This window comes from Parabacteroides sp. ZJ-118, assembly GCF_011038785.1.
In the GTDB taxonomy this organism is placed as follows: Bacteria; Bacteroidota; Bacteroidia; order Bacteroidales; family Tannerellaceae; genus Parabacteroides.
In genome coordinates, this window is sequence record NZ_JAAKDT010000003.1 from 82,846 (window position 1) to 106,541 (window position 23,696).

The window sequence follows — 23,696 nt, forward strand, 5'->3', positions numbered from 1 at the left end:
ATTTTAAATTATGCAGGATTCAAATCATATAATTGATGAGGTGACGAGCGGGGATTACAAATACGGCTTCGTCACCGATATTGATACGGAGGTGATCCATCGCGGGTTGGACGAGGAGACGGTCCGTATCATTTCCGCCAAGAAGCGCGAGCCGGAATGGTTGCTCGAGTTCCGTTTGAAGGCTTTTCGCCATTGGCAGACGCTGGAGATGCCTACATGGCCGCACCTGAATATCCCGCCGATCGACTATCAGGATATTATCTATTACGCCGCCCCGCGGAAAAAAGAGGCGCCGAAGAGCCTGGATGAGGTAGATCCCGAGCTGTTGAGAACGTTCGACAAGCTGGGCATCCCCTTGGAAGAGCGGAAGCACCTGAGCGGGATGGCGGTAGACGCCGTGATGGATAGCGTCTCCGTGAAGACGACTTTCAAGGAGAACCTCGCGGAGAAGGGGATTATCTTCTGCTCGTTCAGCGAGGCCGTGCGGCATCATCCGGACCTGGTGCGGAAGTACCTGGGCAGCGTGGTCGGTTATCGCGACAACTTCTTCGCCGCCCTGAACTCGGCCGTCTTCTCCGACGGTTCGTTCGTCTATATACCGAAGGGCGTGCGTTGCCCGATGGAGCTGAGCACCTACTTCCGGATCAACGCGGCGAATACCGGGCAGTTCGAGCGTACCCTGATCGTCGCCGACGATGAGGCGTATGTGAGCTATCTGGAGGGCTGCACGGCGCCGATGCGCGACGAGAACCAGCTGCACGCCGCCATCGTGGAGATCGTGGCGAACGAGCGCGCCGAGGTGAAGTACTCCACCGTGCAGAACTGGTACCCGGGCGACAAGGAGGGGAGAGGCGGTATCTACAACTTCGTGACGAAACGAGGCCTGTGCAAGGGGGAGGGCAGCAAGATCTCCTGGACGCAGGTAGAGACCGGCTCGGCGATCACCTGGAAATATCCGAGCTGCGTCCTGGCGGGCGATAACTCGGTGGGTGAGTTCTACTCGGTGGCCGTGACCAATAACTACCAACAGGCGGATACGGGCACGAAGATGATCCATCTGGGCAGGAATACGAGAAGTACGATCGTATCCAAGGGAATCTCCGCCGGTCATAGCCAGAATAGTTATCGGGGGCTGGTGAAGGTATCCGCCCGCGCGGAGGGCGCCCGCAACCATAGCCAGTGCGACAGCCTGCTGCTCAGCTCCACTTGCGGGGCCCATACGTTCCCTTACGCCGATATCCGGAACGAGACGGCGATCGTGGAGCACGAGGCCACGACGAGCAAGATCAGCGAGGAGCAGTTGTTTTACTGCCGGCAGCGGGGCATCTCGGTCGAGGAGGCCGTCGGCCTGATCGTGAACGGATACGCCCGCGAGGTGATGAACAAGCTGCCGATGGAGTTCGCCGTCGAGGCCCAGAAGCTACTGACGATCTCGCTGGAAGGCAGCGTGGGATAGAATGGTTTTCAATTTTCAACGTTCAATTTGCAATCAGAAAAAGATGTTAGAGGTTAAGAATTTGCATGCCAACGTGAATGGCAAAGAGATATTGAAGGGTATCGACCTGTCGGTGAGGGCGGGTGAGGTACACGCGATCATGGGGCCGAACGGCTCCGGGAAAAGCACCTTGAGCAGTGTATTGGTAGGTAATCCCGCGTTTGAGGTGACGGAAGGAGAGGTCCGCTTCAACGGCAAGGACCTGCTGGCCCTTTCTCCGGAGGATCGGAGCCGCGAGGGGATCTTCCTGAGCTTCCAGTATCCGGTCGAGATCCCGGGGGTCAGTATGGTGAACTTCATGCGCGCGGCGTTGAACGAGCATCGTAAATACAACGGCCTGGAACCGGTCTCGGCCACGGACTTCTTGAAGTTGATGCGCGAGAAGCGCGCGATCGTCGAGCTGGATACGCGACTGGCCAGCCGCAGCGTGAACGAGGGCTTCTCCGGCGGAGAGAAAAAGCGGAACGAGATCTTCCAGATGGCGATGCTGGAGCCGAGGCTGGCGATCCTGGACGAGACGGACAGCGGCCTGGATATCGACGCCTTGCGCGTCGTGGCGCAGGGCGTGAACCGCTTGAAGACCCCGGAGAACGCCGCGATCGTGATCACGCACTACCAGCGTCTGCTGGATTACATCAAGCCGGATGTGGTGCACGTGCTTTACAAAGGCCGTATCGTGAAGACCGCCGGCCCGGAGCTGGCCTTGGAGCTGGAGGAGAAGGGATACGACTGGATCAAGAAAGAGATGGGGGAGGAGTAGCATGAGGGCCGAGCAACAATACATCGATCTTTTCGCCCGCTACGAGGAGCTGGTATGCCGTCACAGCACGCCGGTGATGAACGCCCTCAGGGCCGGGGCCTTGGCGGACTTCGAGCGGCTCGGGTTCCCCTCCGCGAGCGGCGAGGACTATAAACATACGGATGTGGCCCAGGCCTTCGCGCCGGACTACGGGTTGAATATCAACCGGGTCGCGATCCCGGTGAATCCGTACGACGTGTTCCGTTGCGACGTGCCGAACCTGAGCACGTCGTTGTACTTCGTCGTGAACGATACGTTCTACGAGCGGGAATTGCCGAAGGCGCGCCTGCCGGAAGGCGTGTACGCCGGAGGCCTGAGGGCCTTTACGGAGCGCTACCCGGAGATCGCCTCCAGGTATTACGGGAAGGCGGCGCCGAGCGGCAAGGATGGCCTGATCGCGTTGAATACGATGCTGGCCCAGGACGGTTTCGTGGTGTACGTGCCGGAGAACGTCGCGGTGGAGCGCCCGATCCAACTGGTGAACATATTCCGCGGTGACGTGGATACGCTGGCGAGCCGCCGTATCCTGGTGATCCTGGAGCCTCATTCGGAGGCGAAGCTGCTGGTCTGCGACCACAGCGTCGACGACGTGAAGTTCCTGGCGAATCAAGTGGTCGAGATCTTCGCGGAGGAGGGGGCTTGCTTCGATTATTACGACCTGGAGGAGAGCAACGAGTCTACGACCCGCTTCTCCTCCGTACACGTAAGGCAGGCGGCCGCGACCCGCGTCCTGGTGAACGGCATTACGTTGACGAACGGCCTGACGCGCAACAACTATTACGTGGAGCTGAACGGCGAGCGCGCCGAGTCCTCCCTGTGCGGGATGTCCGTCCTCGACGGGGAGCAACAGATGGATACCTATAGCCATATCACCCACGCGGTCCCGAACTGCACGAGCGACGAGTTGTTCAAGAACGTGCTGAACGACCGCGCCGTAGGCGTCTTCAGCGGACGTATCCTGGTGAAGGCGAACGCCCAGAAGAGCGTCGCCTGCCAGACGAACCGGAACCTGTGCGCCACCCGCGAGGCCCGTATGTACAGCAAGCCGCAACTGGAGATTTACGCGGACGACGTGAAATGCTCGCACGGCATGACGACCGGCCAGTTGGACGAGAACGCGTTGTTCTACATGCAAAGCCGCGGCATCCCGCGCGACGAGGCCCGCATGCTATTGAGCGTGGCCTTCACCTCCGACGTGATCGACCGCGTACGCCTGGAGGCGTTGAGAGACCGGCTGCGCCGGCTGGTGGAGAAGCGCTTCCGCGGGGAGCTGGCCAAATGCGCCGGTTGCCGCGCCTGCGAATCCTAAGGAAATCCGGGCGGGGAGCCGCCTTGGAGGTCGTCGCGGGCCGCTCCGCGATTTTTAAACGGCCCCTCGCGGGGTGTCGCGGCCGTTTCGCGACTTTTAAACGGCCCGCGCGGGTGTCGCGAGCCCGCTTCGCGACTTTTAAACGGCCCGCGCGGGTGTCGCGAGCCTGTTTCGCGAATTTTAAACGGCCCGCGCGGGTGTCGCGAGCCCGTTTCGCGACTTTTAAACGGCCCGCGCGGGGTGTCCGCGGGCCGCGTTACATCTCCAGCACGTAGATGCCCTTCGGCGCCAGGGTCAGCTCCTTCTCCAGCCGGATGGTTTGGCCGGTCAATACATCCTTCCCCGAGCTCTTCCCCCTCAATACCTCGGCGTAGCGGGCCAGCGGGAGGCTCACCTCCTTGGAGCTGCCGTTCAGCAGGATCAATACGCTCCGCCCCTCCAGGCTGCGCTCGTACACGTAGACGCCTTGCTGCACCATGAAATGCTTCATCTTGCCCTTGGCGATGACGGCGTTGCCCCTGCGCCATCGCAACAGGGTGCGGAGGAAATTCCACGCGTCGTTCCGCACCTCGCCGCGGCCGGATGCCTCGAACCAGCTCTCCGGGTCGCCGGGCCAGCCGCCGGGAACATCCAGGCGGATGTATCCGTCGCCCTTCTCCTTGCTGCCGTTCATCAGCAACTCCTGCCCGTAATAGAGCTGGGGAATGCCGGGGATCGTCAGCAGGAAGGTCACCCCCTGCTTGAACGCGTACAGCTCGTCGACCGACCGGGGCAGGGCGGGCAGAAAACGATCCGTGTCATGGTTCTCCAGGAAACGCAACACGTTGTAGATGTCGGGGTATACGTAGTCGTAGCACATATGCTCGAAGATCGTGTGCAGGCCCCCGGAATACCCGGTCTCCTCGTGAAACGCCTTGCTCGCGATCCCCATCAGGCGGAAATCCATCACCGATTTCAGCCCCGTGTCCTGCCCGAAGTTCAACCGGCTGCCCCTTTGCCAGTAGGCGGAACCGATCGTGTGGTTCATCCACGCCTCGCCCACGATGTTATACTCCGGATACTCGCTCATCACCTCCGCGCACCACCGGCGCATCATCTCCGCGTCGGCATACGGGTAGGTGTCCTGGCGGATACCATCCGCGCCGCTATACTCGATCCACCAGATCGAGTTCTGGATAAGGTATTTGGCCACGTGCGGGTTCCTCTGGTTCAAGTCCGGCATGCTCCGGACGAACCAGCCGTTCAGCATCCTCTCCTTGTCGTAGTCCGACACGTAAGGATCGAAATAGGCCTCCTTGTCGTGGTTGGTCTGGACGTAGTTGTCGAGGTGATTGAACCAGTCGCGGCTGGGGAGGTCCCTCATCCAGGGATGCTCGCTCCCGCAATGGTTGAAGATCATGTCCATCACGACGCGCATGCCCCGCTCGTGCGCCTTCCCGATCAGGCGGACGTAGTCCTCGTTCGTGCCCAGGCGCGGGTCTATCCGGTAATAGTCCGTCGTGGCGTACCCGTGGTAAGAGCCCCCCTCCATGTCGTTCTCCAGTACCGGGTTCAGCCAGATCGCGGTGACGCCCAGGTCCTCGATATAATCCAGGTGCTGCTCGATGCCGGCCAGGTCGCCCCCGTGGCGGGCGTTCGGGTTGTCGCGGTCTACCCGGTAGGCGGCGCGCGTCGGGACCCGGTCGTTCGCGGGATTCCCGTTCGCGAAGCGATCCGGCATGATGAGATAAAGCACGTCGGAGGAGTCGAACCCCTTGACCCGGCGGGCCTCCGGCCGGCGGGCCTTCAGCTCGTACGGGCAGGTGAAGCGCTTCTCGCCCTTCGTGAACGTGATGTCGAACCGGCCGGGCCCGGCGTCTCCCACCTCCAGGTAGATCAACAGGTAATTCGGGCTCTCCAACGCCACCGCGCTTTTCAACCGCACGCCGGGATGGCTCACGCTGGGGCGGTACCCGGCGATATCCTTACCATACACCATCAGCTGGAGTTCGGGGTTCCTCATGCCGCTCCACCAGAAGGCCGGCTCGATCTTGAGGTTGTCGGCCGAAAGCGTGCCGGAAGCGAAGAGCGCCACTAAAAGGCTCAAGAATAGATGTCTGTTCATGCTATAGGTTTATTTTATGGGTCGATACGACCCAGGTTGCACATCCCCGCGAAGATAGCATAAAAATCGCGAGAACGTTCGCGGGCTGCCGCACATTCAGCGTGTCCCGCGCGGGCGGGATCCCTCTCTCCCCCTCTGCCGGCGAATGATAAAAAAGGCATCCTCCCGGCGGGAACGCCTTTTTTTTGTATCTTTGGCTCCCGTAATCTCAAGACAAAAAGCAGTAAGACTATGTTAGACGTTCAAGCGATCCGAAAAGACTTCCCGATCTTGGATCATAAGATATACGACAAACCGCTGATATATCTCGATAATGGCGCGACGACCCAGAAGCCGCGTCAAGTGGTGGAAAAGATAGCGAATGGATATTATAACGTGAACGCGAATATCCACCGGGGCGTGCATTTCCTGAGCCAGGCGGCGACGGAGGCGCACGAGGAGGCCCGCGAGACGGTACGGCGTTTCTTGAATGCCCGTTCCTCGAACGAGATCGTCTTCACCCGGGGGACGACGGAATCCATTAACCTGATCGCCTCCTGCTTTACGGACGCGTGCATGTCGGCGGGGGATGAGGTGATCCTGTCCGTGATGGAGCATCATTCCAATATCGTCCCTTGGCAGATACAGGCGGCCCGGAAAGGCATCGCGCTGAAGGTGATCCCGATGGACGAGAAGGGCGTGTTGAACCCCGACGCGTACCGCGAGCTATTCTCGGATAAGACGCGTCTGGTCTCCGTGACCCACGTGTCGAACGTACTGGGTACGGTGAATCCGGTGAAGGCGATGATCGAGACCGCCCACGAGCGGGGCGTCCCGGTGTTGATAGACGGGGCCCAGGCCGTCCCGCATACGCGGGTGGACGTGCAGGACCTGGACGCGGAGTTCTACGTCTTCTCCGGGCATAAGATTTACGGCCCGACGGGCATCGGGGTCTTGTATGGCAAGGAGGAGTGGCTGGACAGGCTGCCTCCGTACCAGGGCGGCGGCGAGATGATCGCCACGGTCTCGTTCGAGAAGACCGCGTTTAACGAGCTCCCCTTTAAGTTCGAGGCGGGAACGCCGGATTACATCGGCAGCACGGCCCTGGCGGAGGCCTTGCGGTATGTGGACCGGATCGGCATGGAGAACATCGCGGCCTACGAGGAGGAGCTCCTGCGCTACGCGACCGCCGGCTTGCGTACGATCGAGGGCGCGCGCGTTTTCGGGCAGGCCGACCGGAAAGGGGCGGTGCTCTCGTTCCTGGTGGGCGAGATCCATCCTTACGACATGGGGATGTTGCTGGACCGTCTGGGGATAGCGGTGCGCACGGGGCATCATTGCGCCCAGCCTTTGATGCGCGCCCTGGGGATCGAGGGTACGGTGCGGGCCTCTTTCTCCTTTTATAACACGAGAGAGGAGATCGACGCGTTCGTCGCGGGTGTGGAACGTGTCCGGAAAATGTTTCGCGTATGATGTATTATATCAAGAAATATCCGTTCTCGCTGGCGATTATCGGGATCGTTATCTACTTGTCGTTCTTTAATCCGCCGCAGATGGATGATATCCCTCTGTTCCCGGGAGTGGACAAGCTGGTTCATTTCTGTATGTATGGAGGGGTGTCGGGCATGCTGTGGCTGGAGTTCCTGCGGAATCACCGGAAGTATGAGACCGTGTTGAGGCACGCCTGGATCGGGGCGGTTCTCTGCCCGGTCGCCATGAGTGGGATGATTGAGATATTGCAAGCCTATTGTACGACGTATCGGGGCGGGGATTGGCTGGACTTCCTGGCGAATACCTGCGGGGTGGCCGCCGCCACGGCATTCGCCTGGCTCGTGCTCCGCCCTTGGTTCCTTCGGAGAATGCCGGAAGACCCGTCGTAAAAAAAGAACGTTGGAATGCCCCTCGCGAGAAGGGGGCCGTATGAACCCTATAAAAAAAGAGAGACGCGATGTTATTACCTTATAGAGAAGCCGGGCGCGTGGAGGCCGGGTGCGACGAGGCGGGAAGGGGCTGCCTGGCGGGCGCGGTATTCGCCGCCGCCGTGATCCTTCCGGCGGATTTCAAGAACCCGGATTTGAACGACAGCAAGCAATTGAGCGAGAAGAGGCGGTACGCGCTTCGTCCCGTCATCGAGCGTGAGGCGATCGCTTGGGCGGTAGGCGTTGTCAGCCCGGAGGAGATCGATCGGATGAATATCTTGAGAGCCTCTTTCCTGGCCATGCATCGCGCGATCGAGCGGCTGGGAGTACGGCCGGAGCATCTGTTGATCGACGGGAACCGCTTCACCCCCTATCCCGGTATTCCGCATACCACCGTGGTAAAAGGCGACGGCAAATACCTGAGTATCGCCGCCGCCTCTGTATTGGCCAAGACCTACCGGGATGATTACATGAACGAATTGGCCCTGGAGTACCCCGCTTACCATTGGTCGGACAATAAAGGTTATCCTACCCAGGCCCACCGGGAAGCGATCCGTACCCACGGCGTCACGCCCTATCATCGCAAGACATTCGCGCTGTTGCCGGAGGAGCGACAGCTTGCGCTCTTCGCCTGGTAAGCCACCGCGTACAGGCGCATTTGCTTCACCATCGCCACCAACCCGTTGGAACGGGTAGGGGATAAATGCTCCCTCAATCCTACCTTGTCTATAAAGTATAGATCCGCGTCCAGGATCTCTTGGGGGGTGTGGCCCGACAAGATCCGTATCAGCAAGGATACGATCCCTTTTACGATCACGGCGTCGCTTTCCCCCTGGAAAATGATCTTGCCATCCGCGTAATCCGCCTGGAACCAAACCCGGCTTTGGCAGCCCTCGATCAGGTTGCTTTCCGTTTTATAGCGCTCGGCGAGCGGGGGGAGCGAGTTCCCCAGATCGATTAATAACGCGTATTTGTCCATCCAATCATCGAAGGCAGAGAATTCCTCGATTACCTGGTCTTGAAGTTCATTGATTGTCATTTTATCAGTATTTTATCGGTTGTATAGTACTTCCAGTACGGTTTGGCCGACCGCTTTCAGCGTCTCGCGGCCGATGTTCTCCATCGTGTCTTCTTGCGTGTGCCAATAACCGGCGAAACCGGTCGCTGACTCCGGGTCGTAGTTGATGATGTCGATACTCGGGATATTTCGTCCGCCAATCACATATTGATGATCGTCTGTGATCGCCCCGCCGGTGGCGTTGATGAAATATTTGCCATAGCCCAGGTCGCGGGCCGCGCCCCATACCATCTCGACGATCGGGGCAGCCGCGCGCAAGGATTGTCGCTCCTTGAAAAACGTGGCGTTCTTGCCGCCCACCATATCCAATAAGATCCCGTATTCCGCCGTATAACCGGAGACATGCGGGTTCCTTGCCCAGAACTGGGCTCCCAGGCACCAGCTATCCGGCGTATAATCGGTTACGAATTCCGGCGTACCGTAATCCTCCGCGTCGAAGAAAATAATGTCGATGCCGATACCCGGGGCCTTCTGCCCGATTTGGCGGGCGATCTCCAATAAGACACCGACACCGCTGGCGCCATCGTCCGCCCCGTCCAGCGGCATCCGGTGCTTGGAAGGATCGGGGTCGTGGTCCGAATAGGGCCGGCTGTCCCAATGCGCGAACAGTAAAACGCGTTTACGGTTCCCCGGATCAAACGAGCCTATGATGTTTCTCGCTTCCAGCCTCGTCCCGTCGTAGGCGGTCAGCAGGGCCTCCTGCTGGTAGACGTCGGCGCCGAAGCGCCTCAATTCGGACGCCAGGTAATCCCCGCATGCTTTATGAGCCGCCGTGTTCGGTACACGGGGGCCCAAAGCGACTTGGCTCGCCACATAGGCGTAAGCGCTGTCCGCGTTGAAATCGGGGACAGCTGAAGCGATCGGTTGTTTTTTGATCTCCGGCATATGATCTGTCTCTTTGGTTCCTTTGGCTCCACAGGATAAAAGAACAAAACTCAATAACGCAAAAAATAATCGGGTCATAAATCTTCTGTCTGGTTTAGAATGTTCTTACGGAGGCGGCCGCTTGAACCTCGTCCAATACGCGCATCAGGTTTCCGCCCCATATCTTGGCGATATCCTCCTCGGTATATCCCTTCTCTATCAATCGCACCGTGATCTGTATGAGATCGTTGTCACTCTCGCAGCCGATAATTCCGCCACCGCCGTCAAAGTCGGAACCGATACCGACATGATCGATACCGGCGACTTTCACCATATGGTCGATATGCTCGATCGCGTCGGCAAGGCATGCCTTTTTAGAATCCTTGTTGATGTAGCGGTTGAGCAGGCAGACTTGCGCCACGCCTCCATTCTTGGCAAGCGCCCTCAGTTGATCGTCGGTCAGGTTGCGGTCGTGCTCGCACATCGCCATGGAGGAGGAGTGCGAGCAGATGATCGGGGCCTTGGACAATCGGATAACGTCCCAAAATGACTTTTCCGAGGCATGAGACATATCCACCATGATGCCTTGGCGGTTCATCTCTTTCACGACCTCCTCGCCAAACGGGCTTAAACCGTCCCACTCGTTCTTCGTATGGGTGGATGAGTCGCAAATATCGTTGTCGTAGGAGTGGCAGAGCGTGATGTAGTTGACACCCATCGCCTTGAACCTGGCGATATTCGCCAGGTCCTTGCCCACGCCGTACCCATTCTCGATACCGATAAAGAACGCCTTTTTCCCCTCATTCTTCAGGCGGATGAAGTCTTGGCTCGTGACGGCGATGCCGCATATATCCTGGTTCAACTCAGCTTGCTTGCGAATCCCCTCGATCAGGCCCGTCACTTTCCGTACGGCCTCTTGTAAAGAGGCCTCGTCGCGTTTACCTTGCCCGATGAAGGCCGCGAGGAATACCCCGTCCAGTTTCCCCTCTTGCATCTTCGGGATGTTTACCCGGTTACGTTCCCGGTCGGCGATGTTGAATCCGGCGCGTCTGAACCAGAAGGGAGTATCGGTATGTGTATCCACAGAAAGGAAGCGTTTGTGCATCTCCTTGGCTTGGTGGAAAGTCTCGGCCTTCCCTACCAGGTGGCGGAATAGCTTTAACATCGTCGTGTCGCCTCCGTAGGTCAACGTTTCCGGATGCCATTGAACGCCAAGGATGGATCGATTCGGATAAGCCTCGATCGCCTCGATAATGCTGTCGGACGCGTAGGCGGCGACCTTGAAGATCGGCGCTAGATCCTTGATCGCCTGGTGATGAAAAGAGTTTATGGTCAAGGTATCTTTCCCCAAGATAGAGGCTAGCTGCGACTTCGCACCAACGAAGACGCGGTGCGAGCCATACGAACCGGGTAAATCTTGCCGATGCTTGACGGCGTGATTGCCCCGTTGTGAGGGGATGTCCTGGTAAAGCGTGCCGCCAAAGGCCACGTTCAGCAGTTGCAAGCCCCGGCATATACCTAAGACCGGGATATTCTGGTCGGTAGCCATCTTGATGAGTTTCAACTCATACAGATCGCGTACCGGGTCGACTTCCTCCAGCCTTTCCCGAGGCTCCTCCCCATACCACAAGGGGTTTACATCCGCTCCTCCCGTAAGGACCAATCCGTCTACATTCGATACGATATTCCTGAGTACCTTGCCGTCGGTGACAGCCGGGATGATAACCGGAGTGCCCCCTGCCTTTACGATGGATTGGATATAGGTGGCTCCTACCCGCGAAGCCTCATTTGAGATACTGGCGGAAATCCCGATCAAGGGGGAGAATCGTGCCCGTACGTTTACGTCGCAAGAGTCTGTCAACTCATATAACTTTTTCAAGTTGGGTACCTCCGATCCGGGAGCCTGTGCCTGTGCTCCACACAAGATGCCACAGGCGCAGATTGCTGTGTATAAGATCTTTTTCATGCTATGTTGTTGTTTTCGTTCGCTATTTGTTTGGGAAATCTTGTACAGCGGTCATAACCCGCAGCAAGTTTCCACCCCATATTTTCCGTATCTCTTCTTCCGTATATCCTTCTTCTAAAAGCCGGACGGTAATGTTGATCAGCTCATGGGTGGCCGAGCAACCGATCAGTTCCCCGTCTCCGTCAAAATCCGAGCCGATCCCTACGTGATCGATGCCGATTAAATCCGCGATATGATTGATATGGCGGATCGCGTCACTTAAAGAGGCTTTGTCCTCTTCCTGATTGATGAACCCTTTGTATAGGCAGATTTGGGCGACTCCCCCTTGAGCGGCCAGCGCTTTCAGTTGATCATCCGTTAAATTGCGGGGATGATCGCAAAGCGCGCGCGCGGAAGAGTGGGAGGCTATGATCGGCGTCTCGCTTATTTCCAGTACCTGGTAGAAGGTACTTTCCGCCGCGTGCGAGATATCGACCATGATTCCTAACCGGTTCATCTCTTTTACCACTTCCCTGCCGAAAGGGCTCAGTCCCTTCCATTCCTGTTTGCCCCTGGCGGAATCGCAAATATCGTTATCCCCGTTATGGCATAAGGTGATATACGACACTCCCATATCCTTGAACAGCCGTAGGTTCTCGATCCGCTTACCTAAAGCGTACCCATTCTCGATACCGAGACAGATCGCTTTTTTCCCTCGCGCCTTGATCGTCCGGATCTCCTGGGGGGTAGTCGCTATGGCCATCCGGTCCGGATGTAAGGTTTGCTGGCGTTTTACCTGATTCAGCCGTTCGATCGCGTACGCTGTCGCCGCCCGCGAGGATGCCTCATCTCGTTTACCTTGCGGGATATAGGCGACCATAAAGGTCGCGTCGATATGTCCTTCTTCCATGAAAGGGAGATTCACCTTCCCTCCCTCTTTTTCCCCGATATCAAACGCGCCGGGAAAGATCATCGGGGTATCTGTATGGGAATCGATCGTCACGATCCGTTGATGGATCGTCTTGGCTTTCGCGAAACGGCGGGCGTTCCCGATATGGTAAGCGAATAGGGCTTTCATGGCCTGATCCCCCTGCGGGGCCATGGCTTCCGGGTGCCATTGTACGCCGAATATCGTCTTCTCCGTATGTTCCATCGCCTCATTGATCCCGTCCGGAGCGGTCGCTGTCGCCCTGAATCCGGGCGCGACCTCTTTTACCGCTTGATGGTGGAAAGAGTTGACAAGGATTTGTTCTTCTCCATTGAGGATAGTACGTAGCCGGTTCATGCCCGGTTCGAGTGTTACCGTATGCGACGGATACTCCCGGGCCAATGTCTGGCTGTGTTTCAACAGGGGGTGATTGGCTTGCGAATGAATGTCTTGATAGACACTCCCTCCGAACGCTACATTCATGACCTGATGCCCCCGGCAAATACCCATGATCGGAATCTGCCGGTTAGCGGCCAGGCGAAGCAGGATCAAATCGTATTCGTCGCGCAGTGTGTCTACGTCTTGCAGTCGCGGGATAGGCTCCTCCCGCAAATAGAGCGGATTGATGTCCCCACCCCCGCTCAGGAGCAACCCGTCCAGTTCGGAAACCAGTACGGTCAATGCTTTCAGGTCCGTGATCACCGGGATGAGTACCGGGGCTCCCCCCGCGTCCAATACGGCTTGCACGTAGGTCTCCGCTATACAGGAAAGCCCGTCCTTCCGGTTCGCGGATATGCCTATTCGGGGAGGTTGAAGGCTTTCTTTAGCCGGTATATAATTATCAACTTCTTTGTATAGGGCCTCTAAATTCGGACGACGGACTCTCATGATCTTAGGCATCTATGTTAGCATATGTGGCGTTTTCCTCGATGAACTCACGGCGAGGCCCTACGTCTTCACCCATCAACATGGCGAAGATCTGGTCAGCCTCGGCCGCGTTGTCGATCGTGATTTGCTTTAACGTACGGTTTTCCGGGTTCATGGTCGTATCCCACAATTGATGGTCGTTCATCTCTCCCAAACCTTTGTATCGTTGGGTATGGATCAAGTTCTCGTTGCCTCCTCCATATTTCAAGATGAACTGCTGACGTTGTTGCTCGGTCCAGCAATATTCCTCAACCTTGCCTTTCTTGCACAAATAGAGAGGGGGAGTCGCCAGATAAACATATCCGTTCTCGATCAAGGAACGCATACGGCGGAAGAAGAAGGTCAAGATCAATGTGGCGATGTGGCTACCGTCCACGTCGGCATCGGTCATGATAATCACCTTGTGATAACGTAGTTTCTCCATGTTCAAAGCCTTCGGGTCATCCTCCGTGCCGACGGTCACTCCCATCGCACGATAGATGTTCTGGATCTCCTCGCTTTCGAAGATCTTGTGATCCATCGCTTTCTCAACGTTCAAGATCTTACCGCGCAACGGTAGGATCGCCTGGAAGTTACGGTCGCGTCCTTGCTTAGCCGTACCACCCGCGGAGTCTCCCTCGACAAGGAACAATTCGCAGATCGCCGCGTCTTTAGAGGAACAATCCGCCAGTTTACCGGGAAGCCCACCTCCTGACAGCGGGGATTTGCGCTGTACCAATTCGCGAGCCTTACGTGCGGCATGGCGGGCCTGAGCGGCCAGGATCACCTTGTCGACAATTATTTTCGCCTCTTTCGGATGTTCTTCCAAATAGTAGCCTAACGCCTCGCCGATCGCCATATCCACGGCACCGGTAACCTCGCTATTACCCAGCTTCGTCTTTGTCTGTCCCTCGAACTGAGGTTCGGCTACCTTGATAGAGATAACGGCGGTCAAACCTTCGCGGAAGTCATCCCCCTGAATCTCTACCTTGGCTTTCTCCAATAATTTGGAGTCCTCGGCGTACTTTTTCAACGTACGGGTCAGACCCCGGCGAAAACCGGCCAAGTGCGTACCTCCTTCGATCGTGTTAATGTCATTTACGTAAGAGAATACGCTCTCGTTGTAAGAAGTATTATAAGTCAACGCCACCTCGACAGGGATGCCCTGTTTCTCGGTTATGATGTGGATTACGTCTGGAATCAGTTTCTCCTTGGAGCGGTCGATATAGCGGACAAACTCTTTCAATCCCTCATCCGAATGGAATACCTCGGACTTGAAAGAACCGTCTTCTTTCCGAACTCGCTTATCTGTCAGACGTAGCGTAATACCGGCGTTCAAGAATGCTAATTCGCGCAAACGGGTAGCCAAGATATCATACTTGTATTCCGTGACCGTAAAGATAGAACCGTCCGGCTTGAAAGAGATCGTAGTACCTGTTTTATCCGTGTTATCGACAACTTGTACGTCGTGCAACGGCTTTCCGCAGGAGAACTCTTGCATATGTACCTTACCGTTTCTGCGAACTTCCGCTTTCAGATAAGTGGAGAGGGCGTTTACGCAAGATACGCCCACGCCGTGCAAACCACCGGATACCTTATAGGTTCCCTTGTCGAACTTACCGCCGGCGTGCAGCACCGTCAATACTACCTCCAAGGCTGATTTACCTTCTTTCTCATGAATATCCACGGGGATACCACGGCCGTCGTCGGTAACCGTGATCGAGTTGTCCTCATTGATTACCACGTCGATGTATGTACAATATCCGGCTAGCGCTTCGTCGATTGAGTTGTCTACGACCTCGTACACCAGGTGATGGAGACCTTTCTCGCTGGTATCGCCAATATACATGGATGGCCTCTTTCGTACTGCCTCTAACCCTTCAAGTACTTGAATACTATCTGCGGAGTACTCTGCGGAAGTATTCTTAATTTCTTCACTCATGAGTTTATCTTTCTTTAAAATCTGTAATTATCTATGTCTTCAAAAAAAATCTAACAAATGTAGTGATTTTTATCGAGATAGCGAAGTGGGGGATGTGAAAATAGCGAAAAAAGGACGGAAGGATACCAAAAAAGGAGAGAGATAAGCCATGAACTTGTCTCTCTCCTCTGGGTGGTAGCCCATAGGGGAATCGAACCCCTCTTTCAAGAATGAAAATCTTGCGTCCTAGCCGATAGACGAATGGGCCATTGGGTTAAAAAAAGCCGGGCTTGTTGAGAGTCCGGCTTTATACTTGTAAAAGTATCTACCTCCTGCTTACGCTAGCGCGTTGACGCGCTTAGCCAACTTAGATTTCAGATTGCCAGCCTTGTTCTTGTGGATAACGTTCTTTTTCGCAAGCCTATCCAACATAGAGCACACCTTAGGGAACAAAGCTTGTGCTTCATTCTTGTCTTCAGTAGCGCGCAAAACTTTCACAGCGTTTCTAGCTGTCTTCGCGTAATACCTGTTACGCAGACGCCTCGCGCTTGTCTGTCTGATTCTCTTGATTGATGACTTATGATTTGCCATTTCTAGATCTTCTCTTTATTGTTTTTTAATCCTGTTTATTGTAGCCCATAGGGGAATCGAACCCCTCTTTCAAGAATGAAAATCTTGCGTCCTAGCCGATAGACGAATGGGCCAAACTGCCAAAGCTCTCACTTTTAACGTCCTAAGAAAATGATTTCCTAATTGCGAGCGCAAAGATAGACGATCTCTTTGAACCGGCAAAACATTTCGAAGGAAAAATTAATATTACTCATTGTTTTAACTTCTCTTTAGAACTTATATCTTCCAGATGAATTTCCAAGGCTTTAACGGAAATATTTATTTCCCAAATACATACACATAACGATGCCGCCAATAGCAACAGGGCTATGCCAAATATCCATGCGGCGAAAATCTGCCACGATACGTAAATGAGGAACATAGCGATTACGCAGAGCAGCAAACTGAGTATTCCCAATATTTGCATGGAACGGGTCAGATAGAGCCTTTTCCGCAGGTTTGCGATCTGGGCGATATCCCTGGGATCACGGGTTTGCTGATGCTTTTCTTTCAAGGCGCGCACTATGCTGGCGTATGAAAGGAAGCGATTCGTATAGGCCAACAATATCAACGATATGGCGGAAAATAATAAAGAAGGGGTCGTTAAGTCCAACATAATTCTACACTTTAATTACATGTATAACATTAATTTGAGTATCTTTGTTCGTAATCATCGTCGTAAAGCTACGAATTATGTTGTGTAAAACGAGGGGGATTGTCTTGCATACGATTCCTTACAATGATAAATACGCTATTATATATATGTATACGGAGGCGTTTGGCCGAGCCTCGTATCTGGTTAGTCGTAGCCGTGGGAAGAAAAGCACGGTATCGAAGGCATTGTTTATACCTTTGTCCGTTCTGGAGATGGAGGTGGAGCACTTGAATAAGCGGGATTTGCACCGGATTAAGGAGACCCGCGTTTGTTTTCCGCTGAATGAGGTTTGTCGCGATCCGGTTAAGAGTGTATTGGCGCTTTTCCTCTCGGAGGTTCTTTTTAGGGTCGTGAAGGATACGGAACCGGATCCCCGTTTATTTGATTACCTATACGAGTCTATACATTTATTGGAATACGCGGATAAAGGTATCGCTAATTTTCATTTGGTTTTCTTGTTAGGCCTTCTCCATCATCTCGGTATTTTCCCGAACATGGAATCGCACCGGGCGGGGTATTATTTCGATATGTTGAATGGGGTGTTTACGGATCATGTCCCGATGCATCAGCATTATTTAAATAGGGTGGAGAGCGCTTTCTTCTCTCGTTTGCTGCGTATTCGCTTTGAGAATATGTCGCTTTATGGCTTTTCCCGTCAAGAGCGGGTCCGTATTATTCGTCGTATTCTTGAATATTACCGTCTACATCTCCCGGATTTCCCGGAAATCAAATCGTTATCGGTGATGCAAAGCTTATTTGATTGATCTTTCCGGACCGTAAAAACATACGATAACGGTTGCCTATTTGAGGAAAAGATTATACTTTTGCGATCTCAAAGGAGTTGCCCTTGTAGTTCAACGGATAGAATAGTGGTTTCCTAAACCATAGATTTGGGTTCGATTCCCAACGAGGGTACAAGACGGCGTGGGAGAGGTACTCGAGGTGATGAAACGACAATTAAAATCATAAGCTACCATGAAATTCAGATTATTTGCTGTCGCGGCACTGATGATTGCCGCGCTGTGCGGTTGCTCGACATCCGCCAAGAAGAACAAGACGCTCGTCTTCTACTATTCGCAGACGGGCGCGACAAAGGCTGTCGCCGAGGAGTTGCAAAGCCAACTCGGTGCGGATATCGCCTGCATCGAGGTGGTAGAACCTTATAATGGAGACTATGCCGCTACGGTGGCGCGTTGGCGGCGGGAGCGCGAGGCGGGTGTCAAGGTCGCCATTCAGCCGCTGGCGGTCGATCTCGACCAGTACGACACGATTTTCCTTGGCTTCCCTATTTGGGGTGGAACGTTCGCTTCGCCCATGGCTACCTTTCTCGACGATCACTCGTTGGCCGGCAAGACGGTCGTAACCTTTGCCACCTTTGGCAGCGGTGGTATCGACTCGGCGACTGCTGATGTCGCCGCGGCACAGCCCGACGCGAAAGTCATCAAGGGTTACGGCGTGCGCAATGCCCGCGTAGCAAAGGCTCCTGCCGAAATCTCACGATTCCTGATCGAGAACGGATATGTAGAGGGTGAGATTGCCCCGCTGCCGGAGTATGGCGAGGCAGTACCGGTAACCGATGAAGATGTTGCGGTGTTCGATGCGGCCTGCGGCGATTACCAGTTCCCGCTCGGCACGCCCGTGACGGTGGCCAAGCGCAGCTATGATGGGACACAGGACTACCGCTTCGATGTGAAATCGCAGACCCGCGATGGCGGCGAGGCCTTATCGACCATCTATGTCGTTGTTCCGCAGGGCGGTACGCCGGAGTTTACGCAGGTGCTGAAATAGTTGCGATAGTCAGTGAATTCCATTGAGATACGGCGCCAAGTCAATGGAACGCGAGACGGATTCCAGTGACTTAGCCTCCCGATTCCAGGCGGATATCACCCGGCTCTGTTGTTTCCTCGATCTTTTTTTATACCTTTAGCGCAAAATTTTCAGATGTATGCAAAAAACATTACGCATTAAGAACGATATTCATGAGCTTTCCACGATGAATCAGTTCTTGGAAGAAGCTGGAGAAGAATTGGGATTAAGCACCGCTTTCAGGATGAGCCTGAATCTGGTGATGGAAGAAGCTGTCTCGAATATAATTCTTTATGCGTATAAGGGAGATGTGGAGGATGCCGTAGACATTTCGTTAGTCAGGGAAGGCGGGGAGCTGATCGTGACTTTGATAGATCATGGGATCGCTTTTGATCCGACCTTACGAAAAGACCCCGATATTACCCTACCTGCCGAAGACCGTCCGATCGGAGGGTTGGGCATTTTCTTGATCAAGAAGATGATGGATGAGGTCTCTTATCAGAGAGTAGATGAGCGGAATGTCTTTATCATGAAGAAAAAAATAACCGAATAAAATAGAAAGATATGGAAGTAGTTATTGATCGAAAAGGCGAGGAGACTGTAATCAAGATCAAAGGAAGATTGGATACGAATACGGCTCGCGAATGCGAGGAAAAGGTCTTGCCGGTATGGAAGAATCCGGGAGTGAAGGTTTGTGTCGATTGTTCTGATTTGGAATATGTGAGTAGCGCGGGCCTCCGATTGTTTTTAGTATTGCAAAAAACGACGACTGCCCAGAAAGGGGCTTTACGCTTGGTCGGCCTGCGGGATGTGGTTCGTGAGACGTTTAGTTTGACGGGATTTAACGCTCTCTTCAAGATAGAAGACGTGAAATAGGTGTGAAGGTTGGGGAAAGAAGTAAGCCGGTGTGTCAAATTTGTGGTACACCGGCTTTGTATTAATCTTTCAGATTTTCGTCGATGGTGCCCTCCCATTTGCCGCCGTTTACTACATCAAGGGTGAAGGTGTCGTCTGACACCCTTGGGGTGTAGAGAAGCCCGGTATAACGAATAATGTGATTCATGAGAGGCTGGATGTCATTGACCGCTCTTTCCCGGGTTACTTCGTTCCTCTGGTTTTGGGCCGAGAGGTGTGCTTCGAGCATGGATCCCGGAGCCGGGATAAACGTGAAGAAGGAATGGGTGAACCTTGTTTTCCCGATATCGGAGTCGTTAAAAGTGTAGGTTTGCGTATAAGGCGTGTTTCGCGAAATGCCATTCCCGGAGGTTAAGTCAATCTCGTTTTGATAGTTGGATACATTTATCGTGAGGCTTTTCAAGAATTCAGGTACGGCATCGGTGGATATGAACTCTATTTTACTGACGATTCGCTGTAAGGTGATATCTTTAATGATACTTTCTCCCGCTTGTACTTCTTGTGTCAGAAAAAGATGAAACGTATCCGATACTTTACTGAATAGCGCGGTTTGTCCGGACACGGAGATATTCCTGTCCGAGTGGGCTAGGAAACAAACATGGTAGTTGCCGGGAGGCAGCGAATCATAAATGATCGTGAAATCCGGGTCCTGAGGCGTGAATTGCCTATGCTTTACCAGAATGTCCGGGTTTCCGCTTTGGTATACGATATAATCGATCCGGTTGTATAGATGATCCGGATCGATCTCCGGAGTGGAAGGATCTTCCTCGGCATCGGGGTTTTGGGAAATAGGCTCGGGGATATTCAACTCGGGGATGCTCTTGGTTACGGGAAAGGGCAATATCTCCTTTTGTAAACCGATCGTAAACTGTACGGGTGATAATTTCACGTGTAGGTCGGGGGCAGGAACCTCCTTCTCCGTTCTATTACAACCGCAAAAACAAAACAGACAGGCGATGGCCACTAATTCTTTTTTCTTCATAGTTACTATTCTTTTGGTAAATGTTTGACGCGAAAATACGAATAAAAAGTGAAACGAAGAAGAATGTAGCATTCATTATTGATTTAACACTGTGAAGGAATGATATATTTTGTGAATTAAAAAATATTAAGCTGTTAAAATGGCGTACACCGGTTATTTTTCATAGCTTTGCGAATCAACAATGTAATTACCTCGCAGTTTAATAAAACGGAATAATACCATGAAACGAAAAATCAGAATGGGAATGGTCGGCGGTGGAAAAGGCTCGTTTATCGGGGCCGTTCATCGTGTCGCCGCCAATTTAGACGGACAGATCGAATTGGTCTGTGGATGTTTTAGTTCTCACCCCGAGAATTCATTGGCTACCGGACAATCTTTATTTTTACCGGATAATCGTATTTACGCATCTTATCAGGAGATGATAGAGAAAGAGGCCGCCCTGCCTGAAGGTGAACGGATGGATTTTGTGTCCATCGTTACCCCGAATCATGTGCATTTCGGCCCGGCCATGATGGCGTTGGAACATGGTTTTCATGTCGTGCTGGATAAACCGATGACATATACCTTGGACGAGGCGAAGCAATTGCGAGACAAAGTGAAGGAAACCGGGAAACTGTTTATGCTGACTCATACCTATACCGCTTACCCGATGGTGAAGGAAGCTCGGGAAAGGGTGCGCAGGGGCGATTTAGGTAAGATACGCCGTATTTATGTGGAATATCCTCAAGGTTGGCTATACAATGACTGCGCGGATGTTAACAAGCAAGCGGCTTGGCGGGTGGATCCCCTTCGGTCGGGTAAGGCCGGTTGCATGGGGGATATCGGGACGCATGCGTTTAATCTGGCGGAATATATAACCGGGCTGAAGGCCGTGGAATTGTGCGGTGAATTGAATGCCTTTGTGCCGGATCGTCTTTTGGATGACGACGGGGCGGCGTTGATCCGCTATGAGGGAGGCGCGAAAGGGGTGCTGACCGCCAGTCAGATCGCCGTAGGCGTGGAGAATGGCTTGAATATTCGTGTGTATGGAGAGAAAGGCGGGTTGGAATGGCGTCAAGAAGAGCCGAATACGATGGTTATGCGTTGGCCGGATCGTCCGGCGGAGATCGTCCGTACTTCCAATGGATATATGTCGGGTATCGCCGCTCATAATTCCCGTACGCCGGGTGGGCATCCGGAGGGCTATATCGAGGCATTCGCCAATTTGTATCGGAATTTCGCCTTGGCTTTGCAATCGGTTCTGGCTGGAGAAGAACCGGCTCCTGAGACCTTGGATTTCCCTTCCGCCGAAGAAGGTGTCCGCGGCATGCGCTTTATCGAGACGATTGTAGCAACCGGATCGACAGAGAATAAATGGATAAAAATAATCGACTAAAAATAAGACTATATATGGCACGTCCTGTAACATTGTATACCCTCCAGTGGGGAGATTTATCACTGGAAACAGTTTGTCAAAAAGCGAAAGAATTCGGATATGACGGTGTAGAATTGGGCCTTCCCGATCATGTGGATGTCCGACGTACGGATACGGCTTATTATCAAGGGATCAAGGACCTGTTAAAGAAATATGACTTACGGCTTTATGCGATCTCTACCCATCTGGTGGGACAAGCTGTTTGCGATAATATCGACGAGCGCCATAAGGCGATCTTGCCGGATTATATTTGGGGAGATGGCGATCCGGAAGGCGTTCACCGACGGGCTGCCGAGGAGATGATCCGGACCGCCCATGCGGCGAAGATGCTGGGAGTCGATACGGTCGTAGGTTTTACGGGTAGTTCTATCTGGCATTATTTGTATTCATTCCCTCCGGTAACGGACGCTATGATACAACAGGGGTATGACGATTTCGCCCGTCGCTTTACGCCCATCTTGGACGAGTTTCAGAAACTGGGTGTACGTTTTGCGTTGGAGGTACATCCTACAGAGATCGCGTTCGATACTTTTTCCGCACGCAGGGCATTGGAGGCGGTAAATAACCATCCCGCTTTCGGTTTTAACTATGATCCGAGTCATCTGGGATACCAAGGGGTGGACTATGTGGATTTCATCTATCAGTTCCCGGAGCGTATCTTCCATGTGCATATGAAGGACGTATATTGGAGTGATACCCCCAAGCAGGTGGGTATATTCGGCGGTCATGTCACTTTCGGCGATCCCCGTCGATATTGGAACTTCCGTAGCTTAGGGCGAGGAAAGATTAATTTTGAGGAGATTATCCGCGCTTTGAATTCAATAGGTTATCAAGGTCCGCTTTCCGTGGAGTGGGAAGATAGCGCTATGGATCGGGAACATGGGGCACGGGAATCTTGCGAGTTGGTGAAGAGAGTGGATTTCCAACCTTCCGCGCATGCGTTCGACGCCTGTTTCGGGAAGGATAAATTATGAACACAAAAAATATGAGATTCGATGAATTGCCGCAGGCTTAGGATATTTGCCGGGGCCTTGTTATTGGCCGCCGGCTTGAGCTCTTGGGTATTTGCCCAAAAGCCGGGGTTGAAGTTTAATCCGGATAAGAAGTTTAAGATCGTACAGTTTACGGACTTGCATGTGAAATGGCAAGACCCTCGCTCGGACATCGCCTTTGAGCGTATGAACCAAGTATTGGATGACGAGAAACCGGACTTGGTGATTTTTACGGGAGATATTATCTATAGCAAGCCTGCGTTGGAAAATATGCGGAATGTATTGAAGACAGTCTCCGACCGTAAAATACCGTTCTCTCTCGTTTTCGGGAACCATGACGATGAGCAGGGGGCGACAAAAGAGGAGTTGCTGAAAGTAGCCGAAAGCCTGCCGTATAGTTTGATGGCGGATGAGGTCCCCGAGATCCCGGGCGTAGGCAATTACGCCCTGACCGTACGTTCGTCCGATGGAAAGAAGGATGCTTGCGTCTTGTACTGCATCGACTCGAATGCCTATTCAACGATCAAAGGGGTAGAAGGATACGATTATATCAAGCGTGACCAGATCGATTGGTATTGTAAGAAGAGCGCGGAGTTTACCCGGAATAACGGAGGAGAGCCGGTTCCTTCCTTGGCCTTTTTCCACATCCCGTTGCCGGAGTTTAATCAAGCGGCTTCCGACGAGAATGCCCAGCTATATGGCATACGCAGGGAGAAGGCATGTGCCCCGGCCCTGAATTCCGGTTTGTTTACGGCGATCAAGGAGAACGGGGACGTGATGGGCGTATTTGTCGGTCATGATCATGATGACGATTACGCGGTTTGCTGGTACGATGTTTTATTGGCTTACGGTCGTTTTTCCGGGGGGCCGACGGAATACATGCATTTGCCCAACGGCGCTCGTGTAATCGAATTGAACGAGGGAGCCCGCGCCTTCAAGACGTGGATCCGTACGAAAGCCGGCGTGGAGCAGCTTACGGCCTATCCGGATTCATTCGTGAAAGAGTGAGGATCTATATCATTCTGAAAATGATATAAAAACTGTATTCCGTATTGTTAAAGCTCTAAATTATACCT

General features: G+C 53.6%; 22 protein-coding genes and 3 tRNA genes. 14 read left to right on the plus strand and 11 right to left on the minus strand.

Annotation, left to right across the window (positions count from 1 at the left end; genetic code table 11):
• Positions 1-10 precede the first annotated feature (10 nt).
• From sufB to sufD, 3 genes are read left to right on the plus strand one after another with little or no spacing between them, the layout of a single operon-like run.
• Positions 11-1,456 carry a Fe-S cluster assembly protein SufB gene (sufB, locus tag G7Y39_RS02105; RefSeq protein WP_165154621.1) on the plus strand — a complete coding sequence of 482 codons (1,446 nt, stop codon included), beginning with the start codon at positions 11-13 and terminating at the stop codon, positions 1,454-1,456.
• A 43-nt stretch (positions 1,457-1,499) separates the two neighbouring features.
• Positions 1,500-2,255 carry a Fe-S cluster assembly ATPase SufC gene (sufC, locus tag G7Y39_RS02110; protein WP_165154623.1) on the plus strand — a complete coding sequence of 252 codons (756 nt, stop codon included), beginning with the start codon at positions 1,500-1,502 and terminating at the stop codon, positions 2,253-2,255.
• Position 2,256: 1 nt separating this feature from the next.
• Positions 2,257-3,603, plus strand: a complete 1,347-nt coding sequence (gene sufD / locus G7Y39_RS02115; RefSeq protein ID WP_165154624.1) for a Fe-S cluster assembly protein SufD — start codon at positions 2,257-2,259, stop codon at positions 3,601-3,603.
• A 256-nt stretch (positions 3,604-3,859) separates the two neighbouring features.
• On the opposite strand, the gene G7Y39_RS02120 is transcribed toward sufD, so the two are convergent.
• Positions 3,860-5,707: a glycoside hydrolase family 13 protein gene (locus G7Y39_RS02120; RefSeq protein WP_165154626.1), complete on the minus strand. Its 1,848-nt coding sequence runs from the start codon at positions 5,705-5,707 to the stop codon at positions 3,860-3,862.
• Positions 5,708-5,938: 231 nt separating this feature from the next.
• Between G7Y39_RS02120 and G7Y39_RS02125 the strand changes: the two genes are divergently transcribed.
• The 3 genes from G7Y39_RS02125 to G7Y39_RS02135 all read left to right on the plus strand — a co-directional run bounded on the left by G7Y39_RS02125 (position 5,939) and on the right by G7Y39_RS02135 (position 8,243).
• The gene (locus G7Y39_RS02125) at positions 5,939-7,159 is read left to right on the plus strand and encodes a cysteine desulfurase (RefSeq protein WP_165154628.1); all 1,221 of its coding nucleotides are present in this window, start codon (positions 5,939-5,941) and stop codon (positions 7,157-7,159) included.
• Positions 7,156-7,566 (plus strand): VanZ family protein, encoded by a 411-nt coding sequence (locus G7Y39_RS02130; protein ID WP_165154630.1) that lies wholly within the window; start codon positions 7,156-7,158, stop codon positions 7,564-7,566. Before G7Y39_RS02125 ends, G7Y39_RS02130 begins: the two co-directional genes overlap by 4 nt.
• 68 nt (positions 7,567-7,634) lie before the next feature.
• Positions 7,635-8,243 (plus strand): ribonuclease HII, encoded by a 609-nt coding sequence (locus G7Y39_RS02135; RefSeq protein ID WP_165154632.1) that lies wholly within the window; start codon positions 7,635-7,637, stop codon positions 8,241-8,243.
• Here G7Y39_RS02135 and G7Y39_RS02140 read toward each other — a convergent pair.
• From G7Y39_RS02140 to G7Y39_RS02180, 9 genes are all read right to left on the minus strand, one after another.
• Positions 8,183-8,644, minus strand: a complete 462-nt coding sequence (locus tag G7Y39_RS02140) for a SufE family protein (protein ID WP_165154634.1) — start codon at positions 8,642-8,644, stop codon at positions 8,183-8,185. The genes G7Y39_RS02135 and G7Y39_RS02140 overlap by 61 nt on opposite strands.
• A gap of 12 nt (positions 8,645-8,656) precedes the next feature.
• Positions 8,657-9,646, minus strand: a complete 990-nt coding sequence (locus G7Y39_RS02145; protein WP_165154636.1) for a M28 family peptidase — start codon at positions 9,644-9,646, stop codon at positions 8,657-8,659.
• 16 nt (positions 9,647-9,662) lie between these two features.
• Positions 9,663-11,513, minus strand: coding sequence for a membrane dipeptidase (locus G7Y39_RS02150; RefSeq protein WP_165154638.1), 1,851 nt, complete (start codon positions 11,511-11,513; stop codon positions 9,663-9,665).
• A 22-nt stretch (positions 11,514-11,535) separates the two neighbouring features.
• Positions 11,536-13,320, minus strand: a complete 1,785-nt coding sequence (locus tag G7Y39_RS02155) for a gamma-glutamyl-gamma-aminobutyrate hydrolase family protein (RefSeq protein ID WP_206225136.1) — start codon at positions 13,318-13,320, stop codon at positions 11,536-11,538.
• On the minus strand, positions 13,313-15,268 hold the full coding sequence (gene gyrB, locus G7Y39_RS02160; protein ID WP_165154642.1) for a DNA topoisomerase (ATP-hydrolyzing) subunit B: 1,956 nt from the start codon (positions 15,266-15,268) through the stop codon (positions 13,313-13,315). The genes G7Y39_RS02155 and gyrB overlap by 8 nt, the downstream gene beginning before the upstream one ends.
• A gap of 172 nt (positions 15,269-15,440) precedes the next feature.
• A tRNA-Glu gene (locus G7Y39_RS02165) sits at positions 15,441-15,515 on the minus strand.
• Positions 15,516-15,583: 68 nt separating this feature from the next.
• The gene (rpsT, locus tag G7Y39_RS02170) at positions 15,584-15,838 is read right to left on the minus strand and encodes a 30S ribosomal protein S20 (protein ID WP_165154644.1); all 255 of its coding nucleotides are present in this window, start codon (positions 15,836-15,838) and stop codon (positions 15,584-15,586) included.
• A gap of 41 nt (positions 15,839-15,879) precedes the next feature.
• A tRNA-Glu gene (locus G7Y39_RS02175) sits at positions 15,880-15,951 on the minus strand.
• A 116-nt stretch (positions 15,952-16,067) separates the two neighbouring features.
• The gene (locus G7Y39_RS02180) at positions 16,068-16,472 is read right to left on the minus strand and encodes a DUF2721 domain-containing protein (RefSeq protein WP_165154646.1); all 405 of its coding nucleotides are present in this window, start codon (positions 16,470-16,472) and stop codon (positions 16,068-16,070) included.
• A gap of 77 nt (positions 16,473-16,549) precedes the next feature.
• Between G7Y39_RS02180 and recO the strand changes: the two genes are divergently transcribed.
• From recO to G7Y39_RS02205, 5 genes are all read left to right on the plus strand, one after another.
• On the plus strand, positions 16,550-17,275 hold the full coding sequence (gene recO, locus G7Y39_RS02185) for a DNA repair protein RecO (protein WP_165154647.1): 726 nt from the start codon (positions 16,550-16,552) through the stop codon (positions 17,273-17,275).
• A gap of 79 nt (positions 17,276-17,354) precedes the next feature.
• Positions 17,355-17,426, plus strand: a tRNA-Arg gene (locus G7Y39_RS02190).
• Between the two features lie 60 nt (positions 17,427-17,486).
• Positions 17,487-18,299 (plus strand): flavodoxin, encoded by an 813-nt coding sequence (locus tag G7Y39_RS02195; RefSeq protein ID WP_241159945.1) that lies wholly within the window; start codon positions 17,487-17,489, stop codon positions 18,297-18,299.
• 157 nt (positions 18,300-18,456) lie between these two features.
• Complete coding sequence (locus tag G7Y39_RS02200; protein ID WP_165154648.1) at positions 18,457-18,870, plus strand: ATP-binding protein; 414 nt, start codon at positions 18,457-18,459, stop codon at positions 18,868-18,870.
• A gap of 11 nt (positions 18,871-18,881) precedes the next feature.
• Positions 18,882-19,193 (plus strand): STAS domain-containing protein, encoded by a 312-nt coding sequence (locus G7Y39_RS02205; protein ID WP_165154650.1) that lies wholly within the window; start codon positions 18,882-18,884, stop codon positions 19,191-19,193.
• 61 nt (positions 19,194-19,254) lie between these two features.
• On the opposite strand, the gene G7Y39_RS02210 is transcribed toward G7Y39_RS02205, so the two are convergent.
• Positions 19,255-20,214: a hypothetical protein gene (locus G7Y39_RS02210; protein ID WP_165154652.1), complete on the minus strand. Its 960-nt coding sequence runs from the start codon at positions 20,212-20,214 to the stop codon at positions 19,255-19,257.
• A gap of 220 nt (positions 20,215-20,434) precedes the next feature.
• On the opposite strand from G7Y39_RS02210, the gene G7Y39_RS02215 reads away from it, so the two are divergent.
• The 3 genes from G7Y39_RS02215 to G7Y39_RS02225 are packed head-to-tail and all read left to right on the plus strand — an operon-like array spanning position 20,435 to position 23,628.
• Entirely contained in the window at positions 20,435-21,589 is a 1,155-nt protein-coding gene (locus G7Y39_RS02215) for a Gfo/Idh/MocA family protein (RefSeq protein ID WP_165154654.1), read from the plus strand.
• 14 nt (positions 21,590-21,603) lie between these two features.
• Positions 21,604-22,602, plus strand: coding sequence for a sugar phosphate isomerase/epimerase (locus G7Y39_RS02220; RefSeq protein WP_165154656.1), 999 nt, complete (start codon positions 21,604-21,606; stop codon positions 22,600-22,602).
• Positions 22,603-22,623: 21 nt separating this feature from the next.
• Positions 22,624-23,628 (plus strand): metallophosphoesterase family protein, encoded by a 1,005-nt coding sequence (locus G7Y39_RS02225; RefSeq protein WP_165154658.1) that lies wholly within the window; start codon positions 22,624-22,626, stop codon positions 23,626-23,628.
• Positions 23,629-23,696 lie beyond the last annotated feature (68 nt).

Bases quoted from the DNA above. Each gene is read 5' to 3' on its own strand.
- sufD (WP_165154624.1), top strand. From the start codon at position 2,257: ATGAGGGCCGAGCAACAATACATCGATCTTTTCGCCCGCTACGAGGAG.
- G7Y39_RS02120 (WP_165154626.1), bottom strand. From the start codon at position 5,707: ATGAACAGACATCTATTCTTGAGCCTTTTAGTGGCGCTCTTCGCTTCC.
- sufC (WP_165154623.1), top strand. From the start codon at position 1,500: ATGTTAGAGGTTAAGAATTTGCATGCCAACGTGAATGGCAAAGAGATA.
- G7Y39_RS02200 (WP_165154648.1), top strand. From the start codon at position 18,457: ATGCAAAAAACATTACGCATTAAGAACGATATTCATGAGCTTTCCACG.
- G7Y39_RS02135 (WP_165154632.1), top strand. From the start codon at position 7,635: ATGTTATTACCTTATAGAGAAGCCGGGCGCGTGGAGGCCGGGTGCGAC.
- gyrB (WP_165154642.1), bottom strand. From the start codon at position 15,268: ATGAGTGAAGAAATTAAGAATACTTCCGCAGAGTACTCCGCAGATAGT.
- G7Y39_RS02180 (WP_165154646.1), bottom strand. From the start codon at position 16,472: ATGTTGGACTTAACGACCCCTTCTTTATTATTTTCCGCCATATCGTTG.
- G7Y39_RS02125 (WP_165154628.1), top strand. From the start codon at position 5,939: ATGTTAGACGTTCAAGCGATCCGAAAAGACTTCCCGATCTTGGATCAT.
- G7Y39_RS02155 (WP_206225136.1), bottom strand. From the start codon at position 13,320: ATGCCTAAGATCATGAGAGTCCGTCGTCCGAATTTAGAGGCCCTATAC.
- G7Y39_RS02220 (WP_165154656.1), top strand. From the start codon at position 21,604: ATGGCACGTCCTGTAACATTGTATACCCTCCAGTGGGGAGATTTATCA.
- G7Y39_RS02210 (WP_165154652.1), bottom strand. From the start codon at position 20,214: ATGAAGAAAAAAGAATTAGTGGCCATCGCCTGTCTGTTTTGTTTTTGC.
- recO (WP_165154647.1), top strand. From the start codon at position 16,550: ATGTTGTGTAAAACGAGGGGGATTGTCTTGCATACGATTCCTTACAAT.
- G7Y39_RS02215 (WP_165154654.1), top strand. From the start codon at position 20,435: ATGAAACGAAAAATCAGAATGGGAATGGTCGGCGGTGGAAAAGGCTCG.
- G7Y39_RS02140 (WP_165154634.1), bottom strand. From the start codon at position 8,644: ATGACAATCAATGAACTTCAAGACCAGGTAATCGAGGAATTCTCTGCC.
- G7Y39_RS02130 (WP_165154630.1), top strand. From the start codon at position 7,156: ATGATGTATTATATCAAGAAATATCCGTTCTCGCTGGCGATTATCGGG.
- sufB (WP_165154621.1), top strand. From the start codon at position 11: ATGCAGGATTCAAATCATATAATTGATGAGGTGACGAGCGGGGATTAC.
- G7Y39_RS02205 (WP_165154650.1), top strand. From the start codon at position 18,882: ATGGAAGTAGTTATTGATCGAAAAGGCGAGGAGACTGTAATCAAGATC.
- G7Y39_RS02145 (WP_165154636.1), bottom strand. From the start codon at position 9,646: ATGACCCGATTATTTTTTGCGTTATTGAGTTTTGTTCTTTTATCCTGT.
- rpsT (WP_165154644.1), bottom strand. From the start codon at position 15,838: ATGGCAAATCATAAGTCATCAATCAAGAGAATCAGACAGACAAGCGCG.
- G7Y39_RS02195 (WP_241159945.1), top strand. From the start codon at position 17,487: ATGAAATTCAGATTATTTGCTGTCGCGGCACTGATGATTGCCGCGCTG.
- G7Y39_RS02150 (WP_165154638.1), bottom strand. From the start codon at position 11,513: ATGAAAAAGATCTTATACACAGCAATCTGCGCCTGTGGCATCTTGTGT.
- G7Y39_RS02225 (WP_165154658.1), top strand. From the start codon at position 22,624: ATGAATTGCCGCAGGCTTAGGATATTTGCCGGGGCCTTGTTATTGGCC.